The sequence below is a fragment of the Pueribacillus theae genome (genome assembly GCF_003097615.1).
Lineage (GTDB): Bacteria > Bacillota > Bacilli > Bacillales > UBA6769 > Pueribacillus > Pueribacillus theae.
In genome coordinates, this window is sequence record NZ_QCZG01000001.1 from 147,900 (window position 1) to 160,551 (window position 12,652).

Annotated in this window: 12 protein-coding genes; all 12 read left to right on the forward strand. The window is 40.8% G+C overall.

Annotated features, from left to right (window positions below; genetic code table 11):
* The first annotated feature begins 17 nt into the window (after positions 1 to 17).
* The 12 genes from DCC39_RS00755 to rpe all read left to right on the forward strand — a co-directional run bounded on the left by DCC39_RS00755 (position 18) and on the right by rpe (position 12,645).
* Positions 18 to 899: a YicC/YloC family endoribonuclease gene (locus tag DCC39_RS00755; RefSeq protein WP_165820752.1), complete on the forward strand. Its 882-nt coding sequence runs from the start codon at positions 18 to 20 to the stop codon at positions 897 to 899.
* A 27-nt stretch (positions 900 to 926) separates the two neighbouring features.
* Positions 927 to 1,193: an extracellular matrix/biofilm regulator RemA gene (gene remA, locus DCC39_RS00760; RefSeq protein WP_116552959.1), complete on the forward strand. Its 267-nt coding sequence runs from the start codon at positions 927 to 929 to the stop codon at positions 1,191 to 1,193.
* Between the two features lie 47 nt (positions 1,194 to 1,240).
* Entirely contained in the window at positions 1,241 to 1,858 is a 618-nt protein-coding gene (gmk, locus tag DCC39_RS00765; RefSeq protein ID WP_116552960.1) for a guanylate kinase, read from the forward strand.
* Between the two features lie 3 nt (positions 1,859 to 1,861).
* On the forward strand, positions 1,862 to 2,050 hold the full coding sequence (gene rpoZ, locus DCC39_RS00770) for a DNA-directed RNA polymerase subunit omega (RefSeq protein WP_116552961.1): 189 nt from the start codon (positions 1,862 to 1,864) through the stop codon (positions 2,048 to 2,050).
* Positions 2,051 to 2,257: 207 nt separating this feature from the next.
* Positions 2,258 to 3,484, forward strand: coding sequence for a bifunctional phosphopantothenoylcysteine decarboxylase/phosphopantothenate--cysteine ligase CoaBC (coaBC, locus tag DCC39_RS00775; protein ID WP_116552962.1), 1,227 nt, complete (start codon positions 2,258 to 2,260; stop codon positions 3,482 to 3,484).
* The gene (gene priA, locus DCC39_RS00780) at positions 3,474 to 5,882 is read left to right on the forward strand and encodes a primosomal protein N' (RefSeq protein WP_116552963.1); all 2,409 of its coding nucleotides are present in this window, start codon (positions 3,474 to 3,476) and stop codon (positions 5,880 to 5,882) included. The genes coaBC and priA overlap by 11 nt, the downstream gene beginning before the upstream one ends.
* Positions 5,883 to 6,848: a methionyl-tRNA formyltransferase gene (gene fmt, locus DCC39_RS00785; RefSeq protein WP_240613469.1), complete on the forward strand. Its 966-nt coding sequence runs from the start codon at positions 5,883 to 5,885 to the stop codon at positions 6,846 to 6,848.
* Complete coding sequence (gene rsmB / locus DCC39_RS00790) at positions 6,841 to 8,196, forward strand: 16S rRNA (cytosine(967)-C(5))-methyltransferase RsmB (RefSeq protein ID WP_116552964.1); 1,356 nt, start codon at positions 6,841 to 6,843, stop codon at positions 8,194 to 8,196. The genes fmt and rsmB overlap by 8 nt, the downstream gene beginning before the upstream one ends.
* A gap of 134 nt (positions 8,197 to 8,330) precedes the next feature.
* The gene (locus DCC39_RS00795; protein WP_116552965.1) at positions 8,331 to 9,092 is read left to right on the forward strand and encodes a Stp1/IreP family PP2C-type Ser/Thr phosphatase; all 762 of its coding nucleotides are present in this window, start codon (positions 8,331 to 8,333) and stop codon (positions 9,090 to 9,092) included.
* Positions 9,085 to 11,088: a Stk1 family PASTA domain-containing Ser/Thr kinase gene (pknB, locus tag DCC39_RS00800; protein ID WP_116552966.1), complete on the forward strand. Its 2,004-nt coding sequence runs from the start codon at positions 9,085 to 9,087 to the stop codon at positions 11,086 to 11,088. The genes DCC39_RS00795 and pknB overlap by 8 nt, the downstream gene beginning before the upstream one ends.
* A gap of 10 nt (positions 11,089 to 11,098) precedes the next feature.
* Complete coding sequence (gene rsgA / locus DCC39_RS00805; RefSeq protein WP_116553092.1) at positions 11,099 to 11,983, forward strand: ribosome small subunit-dependent GTPase A; 885 nt, start codon at positions 11,099 to 11,101, stop codon at positions 11,981 to 11,983.
* 2 nt (positions 11,984 to 11,985) lie between these two features.
* Complete coding sequence (gene rpe, locus DCC39_RS00810) at positions 11,986 to 12,645, forward strand: ribulose-phosphate 3-epimerase (protein WP_116552967.1); 660 nt, start codon at positions 11,986 to 11,988, stop codon at positions 12,643 to 12,645.
* Positions 12,646 to 12,652: the final 7 nt, after the last annotated feature.

Sequence of the window (12,652 nt, forward strand, 5' to 3'; positions counted from 1 at the left end):
TGTGTGGAAGTGGTATGATGATAAAAAGCATGACCGGTTATGGAAAAGCAAGCTTTAGAAATGACGAACTATATCTCTCAATCGAAATGAAATCGGTGAATCACCGTTTTCTTGATGTGTCTATTCGTCTGCCAAACCAGTTCCTCCAATATGAGGATAGCTTAAGGCGAACGGTAAAAAATCGTCTAAAGAGAGGCAAAGTTGACCTTTATGTAACGATTGAAGGCGAGAAGCTTTTTCAAAAAGACATTCACGTAAACTGGGCACTGTTAAGCAACTATATCGAGATCCTCAATCAAATTAAAAGAATGCATCATCTTTCATCAGAAATTTCCATTGATCACCTGCTTCAGTTGACGGAACTTTTTACAGTTGTGGATAAGGAAGAGGCTTACTCGGATCTGTACGTGATTTTTGAAAAAACTTGTGAACAAGCAGTTGATGATCTGATTGCAATGCGCGAAAAAGAAGGAGAAGTGCTTTCCCGCAATATACTTGAACACTTAGCGAATATTGATGCAATCATTGAAAACATAAGATTGCGTATACCTGAGTCAAGAATGCTTTATGAAAGTCGATTATATGATAAAATAAAGGAACTTCTAAATGATAAAATAGAGATTGACGAATCAAGAATATTGACAGAAGTCGCTATTTTCTCTGAAAAGGCGAATATTCAAGAGGAGATTACCCGTTTAGAGAGCCATTCTTCCCAGTTTCGCACCGTATTGCAAGAAGGGGGATTAGTTGGCCGAAAGCTTGATTTTTTAATTCAAGAAATGAACCGCGAAATCAATACGATAGGATCAAAGGGGAATGATTTCGTCATTAATAATGAAGTGATTGAACTGAAAAGCGAGCTGGAAATGATTAAAGAGCAGATTCAAAACATTGAATGATCCAAACGGGTAAACAGGAGGAACGGAATGAATATTAAGTTAATTAATATAGGCTTTGGAAACATCGTATCAGCAAATCGAATTATTTCAATTGTTAGTCCTGAATCTGCACCGATAAAACGTGTGATCCAAGAGGCTCGCGATCGAAATATGCTGATTGACGCTACATATGGGAGAAGGACGCGTGCGGTCATTATTGCTGACAGCGATCATGTCATTCTATCTGCCGTACAGCCTGAAACAGTTGCTCAGCGCCTTTTAAATAAAGACGATATTGAGGATAATAATAGTTAAAAATATACGCTAAAAGTACATAGTAGAAAGTTAACTGGAGGATATGCATGGAGCAAGAAAAAGGCATTTTAATCGTACTTTCCGGTCCCTCTGGAGTAGGAAAAGGCACAGTTCGAAAAGCAATCATGAAAAGAGATGATCACAAGCTGCATTATTCGATCTCTGCCACAACGAGGAAGCCGCGTGAGGGAGAGAGAGACGGCGTTGATTATTTCTTTAAGTCGAAAGAAGAGTTTCAACGTATGATCCAGAATAATGAGCTGCTTGAGTGGGCGGAATATGTTGGGAATTATTACGGAACTCCTGTAAAATATGTAAATGATACGCTGACAGAGGGCAAAGACGTCTTGCTTGAAATTGAAGTACAAGGCGCACTTCAGGTTAAAACTCATTTTCCAGAAGCGGTATTTATTTTCTTGGTGCCACCATCTCTTGCAGAATTGCAGGAGCGAATTGTAAACCGGGGAACAGAAGCCGAGCACATGGTAAAACATAGAATGTTAGCGGCAAGAGAAGAAATTGAATTAATGGATAAATATGACTATGTTGTTGTCAATGACAAAGTTGACGATGCCTGCGATAAAATAAAGGCGATTATCATCGCTGAGCATTTGCGAAAGGAAAGGATTTATTACAAATACAAAAAAATGCTGGAGGTTGAGTAAAAAATGCTATACCCTTCGATTGATTCACTATTAAATATAATTGATTCCAAATATACACTTGTCACATTGTCTGCCAAGAGAGCCCGTGTGATTCAGCAGGAGGAAAACCAACTAATCGAAAATCCACATTCTCATAAGCCAGTCGGCATCGCGCTTGAAGAGATCTTGGAAGGTAAATTAACGATTGAGTAGAGAGATTGCCGAATAAGAAAAACGTTAACCGTTTTTCAGTTCTAGAAGTTAGAAATGAGAAGTTGGGCTTGTAGAAATCGGCGATAAAGACCGATTTCGTATATCGATTTAGTCAAAGGTCAGAAGCCAGATGGGAAAATAACAACCTTTTTGAGGTTGTTATTTTTAATAGGTTAACATTAGAAACTTATTGGGGAGGGAAGGGAAATGCAACTTGGTGGAAAAAAAATTTTGCTATGTGTAACCGGCGGGATTGCTGTATTTAAAGCGGCTGCTTTGACGAGCCAGCTTTTTAAACAAGGTGCCGATGTGAAGGTAATCATGACTTCTGCTGCAAGGGAATTCGTCACCCCGCTTACCTTTCAAACGATGTCAAGAAACGAAGTTTATTTTGATACGTTTGATGAAAAAGATCCAAAAAAAATTGCCCATATTGAACTAGCTGATTGGGCGGATATGGTCGTGATTGCTCCAGCAACAGCAAATATGATCGGAAAAATAGCAAATGGAATCGCAGATGATATGATTTCAACAACGATTACAGCGACAACAGCCCCGGTGTTAATCGCTCCTGCAATGAATTCGCATATGTACGTCCATCCAGCTGTAAGAAAAAATATGGAAACATTGGCTTCATTTGGGTATCAATTTATTGAGCCAGGGGAAGGACTGCTTGCATGTGGGTATGTTGGAAAAGGGCGGCTTGCAGAACCTGAAGAAATTGTCAAAGCAATTCATCAATTTTTTAGCAAAGAAAACAACAGTCAGCCTCTTGCAGGCAAAAAAGTTCTTGTTACCGCCGGGCCAACGATTGAAGTTATCGATCCTGTCCGCTATTTAACAAACCGTTCGACAGGTAAAATGGGATTTGCCATTGCAGAAGTTGCGGAACAGCTTGGTGCTGAAGTAACGTTGGTGACAGGGCCCGTTTCATTGAATACGCCAAACAATGTACGGCGCATTGACGTTACTTCTGCAGAAGAAATGTATAACGCTGTAATAAACGAATATGAAGATACGGATATTGTCATTAAATCGGCGGCTGTTGCTGATTACCGGCCAAAATATGTATATGATCAAAAAGTAAAGAAAAAATCTGGCGATCTTGAACTGGTACTTGAAAGGACAACAGACATTTTAGCTGAACTCGGCAAAAGAAAGGAACACCAATTCTTGGTCGGGTTTGCAGCGGAATCAACGAGCGTGGAAGATTTCGCATTGAAAAAAATTGAAAAGAAAAATTTAGATATGATCGTGGCAAATGACATTACTCAAGAAGGTGCTGGATTTGCCGGCGATACAAATGTTGTCACAATCTATCGCCGAAGCGGTGCGAAAACGACATTGCCCATGTTAAATAAACATGAAGTCGCAAGAAGATTGTTTGAAGAAGTGCTCTCAGAATTAAAGGAAGAACGAAAGTATGATCGCTAAAGTCATTGTTGATGTTGCCAACAGCAAGACGGATCGCTCTTACGATTACTTGATTCCTGATGAATGGACGAGCTTTATTGAAAAAGGGATGCGTGTTATCGTACCGTTTAACAACCGGAATGTCCAAGGTTTTGTCGTCGATTTAGAGGAGCATTCCACTGTACCCAACTTGAAGAAAATAAAAAAATTCGTTGACATGTCTCCTGTTCTGACTGGTGAGCTTCTCGATCTTGGATTTTGGCTTAGCGAGGCGGCGTTATGTTTTAAAATCACAGCGTTACAGGCCATGCTGCCTGTTGCCCTTAAAGCCCGATACAAAAAGCAGCTTGAACGCGTACAGGCCGACATGCTGCCAAAAGAAGTGAACGATTTGTTTCAAAAAAACGATCTTATCGATTGGGATGAAGTCATCAAGCTCCCAGCCGGATTATTGAAACAAATCCAGAAGCTTATCAAAGCCGGGGCCATGAAAATGGTGACAGAAATTAAGGACAGGACAACAAGCAAAACGATAAAAGTTGTAAAGCCGGCAATGGGCAAAAATGACTTATTGAAAGAAATCGAAACTCTGACGCCAAGGGCAAAAAAACAGAAAGAAATTTTGGAATGGTTTCTCGTCCATTTTGCCGAAATACCTTCCAATGAGCTATTAATGAAATTACATGCAACAAGATCAACATTAAAAGCGCTTATTAACAAACAAATTTTAGTCGAAAATGATAGGAAGATATACCGGGATCCTTACGAAGCGGCATCATTTAAACAAACGGAGCCGTTGGCACTGACAGATATTCAGCAAAAAGCGATTCAACCGATCTTGTCTTCAGTAGAAAATAGTGAACAAGAAATATTTTTGTTGCACGGGGTGACAGGCAGCGGAAAAACGGAGATTTATTTACAATCGATTCAGTCAGTCCTTGAAAAAGGAAAAGAAGCGATTATGCTTGTCCCTGAAATCTCGCTAACACCGCAAATCGTACAGCGATTTAAAGAACGGTTCGGTTCCGACGTAGCCGTTCTTCACAGTGGCTTATCAGCGGGTGAAAAATATGATGAGTGGCTAAAAATCCACCGGAAAGAAGTAAAGGTTGTTGTAGGGGCGCGTTCGGCGATTTTTGCACCTTTTGAAAATATAGGCATGATTATTATTGATGAAGAGCATGAAAGCAGTTATAAGCAAGAAGAGAATCCCCGCTACCATGCACGGGATGTAGCGGAGTGGCGCAGCAAATATCACCAATGCCCGCTTATCCTTGGAAGCGCGACGCCATCGCTTGAATCGTATGCAAGAAGCCAAAAAAATGTCTACCATTTAAGTGAGCTGACAGAACGGATTCACTCACAAAGCATGCCTGAAGTGATGATCGTAGACATGCGGGAAGAATTAAGAGAAGGGAACCGCTCCATTTTTTCCCGGATTTTAATCGAGAAAATCAAAGAGAAATTAGACAGAAAAGAGCAATGCGTCCTTTTTCTAAATCGAAGAGGCTACTCAACGTTTATCATGTGCCGCGATTGTGGATATGTTGCAGAATGCCCCCATTGTGATATATCGTTAACGTACCATAAAAACAAAAACACATTAAAATGCCATTACTGCGGATTTGAAGAAATGGCACCGAACCGTTGTCCTGATTGCGGAAGCCAGCATATTCGCTTTTTCGGGACCGGGACGCAAAAGGTAGAAGAAGAATTAACAAAACTGATGCCCGAAGCACGAATCATAAGAATGGACGTTGATACCACTTCAAGAAAAGGCGCGCATGAAAAACTGCTGTCAGCCTTCGCAAATAAACAGGGCGATATTTTGCTCGGTACACAAATGATCGCAAAAGGGCTCGATTTTCCTGATGTAACATTGGTCGGTGTAATCGCGGCGGATACGATGTTAAACTTACCGGATTTTCGGGCGGCTGAAAGAACGTTTCAGTTATTAACACAAGTGAGCGGGCGCGCCGGAAGGCATAAGCTTCAAGGCGAAGTTATCGTTCAATCGTACAACCCCGAGCATTACAGCATTCAACTGGCAAGCGGACATAACTATACATCCTTTTACTTAACGGAAATGAAGGCAAGAAAAGCCCATGCTTATCCACCATACTATTATTTAACACTAATTACTGTATCGCACCCTGAACTTATGAAAGTTATAGCCGTTGCCGAGAAAATAACAAGCCGTTTGAAAAAGGAACTGTCCAATAAAGCGATTGTTCTCGGGCCGGCTGCATCAGTCATCCCGCGCATTAAAGATAGATATCGCTATCAATGCATGATAAAATACAAAAATGAACCAAATTTATTTCATGCATTGAAAAGCATTTTAAATCAATATGAAAATGAACTGGGCAATAGCGGGCTGCAAATCGTTATTGATTCGAATCCATACATGTTAATGTAAATGCACTATGGAGAAGGTGAATATTCTTTGAATATCGTTTTTATGGGAACTCCAGATTTTTCGGTTCCAATTTTGAAAAGAATCATTGAAGACGGATATCATGTCCTCGCTGTTGTGACACAGCCTGACCGCCCAAAAGGGAGAAAAAAGGTTCTTACCCCACCCCCTGTTAAAGTCGAGGCGTTAAAACACAATTTGCCTGTCATGCAGCCAGAAAAACTGAGAAACGAATATGGGCAAATTATAAATTTGAAGCCGGATTTAATAGTAACTGCTGCCTACGGACAAATGCTGCCGGTCGAACTATTGGAAGCGCCCCCTTTTGGGTGCATTAATGTCCACGCATCGCTTCTTCCGGAATATCGGGGCGGAGCACCGATTCACCAGGCTATTATTGATGGCAAAAAAGAAACAGGCGTTACAATCATGTACATGGTGAAAAAAATGGATGCCGGCGACATCCTGCAACAAGTGAAAGTGCCAATTGAGGAAGATGATCATGTCGGTACGATGCACGACAAGTTAAGTGCGGCTGGCGCAGAGCTATTGTCTAAAACGATTCCACTTATAGAAAAAGGCAGCATACATCCGGATAAGCAAGAAGAGGATAAAGTAACTTTCTCACCCAACATTAAACGAGAGCAAGAGTTGATTGATTGGACAAAGGACGGAGAGGCCATTTATAACCAAATTCGCGGATTGCACCCTTGGCCTGTTGCGTTTACGTATTTGGATAATAAACCATTGAAAATATGGTGGGGGGAAAAAGTTCCCCTCAAAAAACAAGATGAGCCTGGAAAAATCGTATCTGTTGAGGAAAATGGCTTCATCGTCGCAACTGGAAACCTTACCGGAATAAAAGTTGTTGACTTGCAGCCTTCTGGTAAAAAGCGAATGGATGCCGAACAATTTTTGAAAGGAAGAAAGATGACACCAGGCGAAAGATTAGGAATGGCAAATGAGTAAAAAAAATGTTAGAGAAGCGGCGCTTGACGCTTTATTAAAAATTGAAAAGAACCAGGCATACAGCAATCTATTGGTAAATGACGCAATAAAAAAAAATGAACTAAATGGCAAAGACGTCGCGTTATTTACTGAGATTGTATACGGGACAGTGCAACGGAAGAAAACGTTGGATTATTTTTTGAGCCCTTTTTTGCCTAAAAAAATTAAAAAGAAAGATGAATGGATTATCCCGTTGCTCCGGATGTCAATTTACCAAATGGTTTATCTTGATCGTGTGCCTGATCGTGCGATTATTTTTGAAGCAGTTCAGTTGGCGAAGAAAAGGGGCCACCGCGGGCTGGCTAACATGGCAAATGGCATTTTGAGAAACATTCAGAGAAGTGGGTTGCCCGATTTTGAAAAAATCGACAATGACATCGAACGGCTTGCAGTGAAATATAGCCATCCTATATGGCTAGTAGAGGAATGGGTAAACCAGTACGGCCTTGAGACAACAAAAAGTATTTGTGAAGCCAATTTAAAAACACCTCCAATGACAGCCCGTGTAAATGGTTCAAAATCAACGGTCCAAGAAGTGATTGACATGCTTGAAAAGGAAGGGGTTATTGCGAAACCCGGGAAACTTTCGAGTGATGCTATTGAAATAGAGAAAGGAAACTTTATTAAAACGAAAGTATTTGAGGAAGGGTATGCTACGATTCAAGATGAAAGTTCGATGCTTGTAGCCAGAGCCCTCGCTCCACAGGAGAACGATCGCGTATTGGATTGCTGTGCGGCGCCCGGAGGGAAAACAACACATATATCAGAATTGCTTAACGGGACTGGAGAAGTAATTGCATTCGATCTTCATCGCCATAAAGTAAAGCTGATTCAAGAACAAGCCGAGCGGTTGAAACTAAAGAACATTCATGCCCAAGCACTGGATGCGAGGGAAGCAGAAGAACATTTTCCGAAAGAATCTTTTGATCGAATTCTTGTAGATGCTCCTTGCAGCGGCTTTGGTGTCATTCGCCGCAAACCTGATATTAAATGGTCAAAAAGTGAAAAGGATGTTCAAGAGATCACAAAAATTCAGCTGGACATCCTCGATTCAATCGCGCCACTTTTAAAAAAAGGCGGCACACTTATTTACAGTACTTGTACGATTGAAAAAAGAGAGAACGAGCAAGTGATAAGGGCTTTTTTGAATAAGCATCATGATTTTGAAGCGAATGAGACACTAAAAAACAATCTTCCTAATAAAATTCGTTCCTACTTAAAAGAGGGACAAGCATCTATTCAAATTTTTCCTCATTATTATGAAAGCGATGGGTTTTTTATTGCTTCATTACGAAAAAAACCTAGTTAAGGCGCGTGTATAGACGGATGCGCCCTTTAAGCAATGTGAGAGATAAGTGGATATCGTGTCGTCTGTGCAAGGCACAATTCGGAAGCCGGCTTGGATCATATTTTGAAGCAGACAGAAGGAGATGGGGTGAGAAGATGGAATCGATCTTTCGTACAGATACGGGTAAAATACGAACACTTAATGAAGACAGTGGGGGTCTGTTCTATAATAACGACAATTTGCTTGCAATTGTGGCAGATGGCATGGGTGGACACCAGGCCGGTGAAATCGCCAGCTCAATGGCTGTTTCATATTTGAAAGAACAATGGCAAAAGGCAGAGATAGAACTAAATCCCGCAAAAACGGAAGAATGGCTCGTAGAGAATGTCCAAAATACAAATAAGAAATTACTTGAATTTGCAAAAACTAACCCTGATTGTCGGGGAATGGGTACAACGGTAGTTTCTGTTATTTGCACGCCGAACTATGTCACGCTTGCACATATAGGCGACAGCCGCGTTTATCTTTTAAATGAAAATGGGTTTTCCTTGCTGACGGAAGATCATTCTCTTGTCAATGAGCTTGTTAAGAATGGCCAAATCTCAAAAGAAGAAGCGGAGCACCACCCCCGTAAACATGTTCTGCTTCGTGCTTTAGGAACTGAAGAACAAGTGGAAATCGATATTCGTTCAATCAGTTGGGAACCGAATGATGTTATTTTACTCTGTTCAGATGGTTTAACAAATAAAGTAGACGAAAAAGAGATTCAAAAAATTATCAGTTCTGACAGCTCCATTCCTTCCAAAGCTGAAGAGCTTATCTCTTTGGCCAATCAAGCCGGCGGTGACGATAACATTACGCTCATATTGATTAAGCACGGGTTTTCCAATAAAAAAAAGGTGAACGAATATGATTAATAAACGGTTAAATGAGCGATACAAGCTGCTTGAAGTCGTTGGTGACGGCGGAATGGCAATTGTATATAAAGCCAAAGATTTAATCCTAGACCGCATTGTGGCTGTGAAAGTGTTAAGAACGGAATTTTCGAATGATACCGAGTTCATTTTACGCTTTCGCCGTGAAGCTGAATCGGCAACGAGTTTATCCCATCCGAACATCGTTAATATTTTTGATGTTGGTGAAGAGGATCATGTATACTACATTGTCATGGAATATGTAGAAGGAAAAACGTTAAAAGAATACATACGCGAATCGGCGCCGCTGCCGATTGATGAAGCGCTTGCTATCACAAATAAAATTGCTTCCGCGATTCGCCATGCGCATGAAAACCATATTATCCACCGCGATATTAAACCGCACAATATTTTATTGACAGATAAAGGCGAAGTAAAGGTAACTGATTTTGGGATTGCGATGGCAATGACGTCTGCTACGATTACCCATACAAAATCCGTCCTCGGATCGGTTCATTATTTTTCGCCCGAACAGGCAAAAGGGAGCATAGCGAACGAAAAATCAGACATCTACTCTCTAGGTGTCGTTCTCTATGAAATGGTAACCGGGGTGCTGCCTTTTACCGGTGATTCACCAGTAACCGTGGCATTAAAACATTTACAGGACGATTTTACCCTGCCAAAACTGTTAAACAATGAAATCCCACAAAATGTTGAAAACATCATTTGTAAAGCGATGGAAAAAAATCCAATATTGCGTTACGATAACGTCGCTCAAATGCAGGAAGACTTGGCAGTGGCACTTGAACCGACGGTTGAACATCAACCTTTACAAAAAGGCATTGATGATAATGAAAAAACAAAAGTTCTGGCACCTGTTTCCTTAAACAACCATAAAAATAGCGACGGATCTTCTGCTTCGGACAAAGGCAAAGCGCCACCGAAACAAAAAAAAGAAAAAAAGAAGAAAAAAAGATATGTTTTTTTATCCGTTATCTTGCTGCTGCTTTTAGGAATAGGAGCTGCTGCGTTTGCCATCGTGCCATCTCTTTTTTATGTGAAGGATGTCTCTGTCCCAGACGTGACAGGCAAGACGTACTCTGAAGCTGTTGAACTGCTTGAAAAGAACCATTTAAAACCCGAGCGCGAAGAGGAACATCATCATGACGTGGAAGAAGAAAAAGTGATAAGGCAATCTCCTTCTCCAAAAACGATGGTGAAAGAAAACAGCCAAGTGACAGTCGTCGTAAGCCTAGGTAAAGAAAAACTGGTATTGGAAAACTTCGAAGGAAAGTCAAAGGAAAACGTTGAACGGATTGTAGAAGATATGGGTTTCAAAAATGTCGTTTGGAATGAAGAAAAATCGGATGAAGAAGCAGGGACAATCGTGTCACAATCACCGCAGGCTGGTGAGGAAATTGTCGTTGGCGAGACCGTTTTAACTTTAAGGTACAGCAGCGGAGTTCAAACGGTTGTACTCGATAATTTAATTGGAATGAGTAAAAACTCTGTTGACAAATATATGGAAAATAAAAACCTTAAAGCCGAGTATAAAGAGGAATTTTCCGATAAAGTCGATAAGAACCATGTCATTTCACAAGACCCCGATCCATATGTGGAATTAAATAAAGGCAGCAAAGTGAAAATCGTGCTCTCCAAAGGAGAAGCGCCTAAAAAATCTGATTATGTACCACCAGTTCAAGAGCATAAGCCTAACAAACCGTCGCCATCAGAGCAGGACAAAAAACAGCCAATAACGTTTGAAGTTTCGCAGCCTATTGAAATTGAGGATGGCAGAGAATTTGAGGTTGTTATACAGTATCAAGATGCAAAGAATAAAAATGGGATTGCAGCAAAAGAAACGATTTCCAAATCAAAAACATACACTTTTCCACTTACAGTGGCTCCTAATGGGCAAGCTTCTTTTCAGCTTATTTTAAACGGGGAAGAAATCAAAAATAAGACATACTCTTACAATGAAGCCAAAAAAATGGAGTGATGCAGCGATTATGACAGAAGGAAAAATTGTTAAATCGTTAAGCGGATTTTATTATGTTTTGTCAGAAAACGGCATTGTTTATCAATGCCGTGCGCGCGGCAACTTCCGCAAACGGAAAATCACTCCACTCGTTGGCGATGATGTTGAATTTGAAGCTGAAAACCTGACAGATGGGTATGTCTTAAATATACTCCCCCGTAAAAATGTATTGGTGCGCCCGCCCATTGCGAATGTCGATCAGGCTCTCGTCGTTTTCTCGGTGAAAGAACCTGATCTTAATTTGCAGCTCCTCGATAAATTTCTAGTGCATATTGAGGCAAACAGGATTGAGCCAGTCATATGCTTTACTAAAATCGATCTTCTTGGGGAGCATGAAACGAAAAACATGGACTCCGTGGCAGAAATCTATCAGTCAATAGGGTATCATGTTTTATTTTTATCTATGAAAGACAAGAAAACGAACGACAAAATCACTCCTTATTTGAAGGAAAAAATCACTGTAGTTGCGGGGCAATCAGGTGTCGGGAAATCATCATTGCTAAATTTGCTAAACCCTTCCTTAAAAATAGAAACCAACAGCATATCCAGCCATTTAGGGAGAGGAAAGCATACAACAAGGCATGTTGAACTTTTTTCTGTAGCAGGCGGATTGGTTGCTGATACGCCCGGCTTTAGTTCTCTCGCTTTCAGCCACTTTACCAAAGAAGAATTGTCCGATACGTTCATTGAAATAAGCAAAGCTGGTGAATATTGCAAATTCCGGGGCTGCACACATTTGGCTGAGCCGGGCTGCGCAGTAAAACAAGCTGTGGAGGATGGCGACATTGCGAAAAGCCGATACAGCCATTACGAAGCTTTTTTTAAAGAGATAAAAGAAACAAAAAGGAGGTATTAACTTTGGTTAAAATTGCTCCGTCTATTTTATCCGCGAATTTTTCAAAGTTGGGTGAAGAAATTAAAGAAGTAGAGGCAGGCGGCGCGGACTATATTCATGTCGATGTAATGGACGGCCACTTCGTACCGAATCTTACGATTGGGCCGCTTATTGTAGAAGCGATTCGTCCTATAACGTCTTTGCCGCTTGACGTACATCTTATGATTGAAAATCCTGATTTGTATATAAAAGATTTTGCCGAAGCGGGTGCAGACATCTTATCGGTACATGTTGAGGCATGTCCCCATTTGCACCGGTCAATCCAATTGATTAAAGAACAAGGGATTAAGGCAGGTGTTGTTTTAAATCCAGCGACACCCATTTCATCGATTCAGCATATTATTGAAGAGGTTGATTTAGTTCTATTGATGACAGTTAATCCCGGATTTGGAGGACAAAAATTTATTTCTTCTGTCATACCAAAAATGAAAGAACTGCACTCGCTTGTTAAGGAAAAAAGGTTATCAATTGATATTGAAATTGATGGCGGAGTAAATTCGGAAACAGCCTTAAGTTGTGTGGAAGCAGGGGCAAATGTGTTAGTAGCAGGCTCTGCTATCTTTAATCAAAGCGACCGAAAGTTGGCAATCCAGCAAATTCGGGACGCCGCTCAAACCGATTGACTTCTCC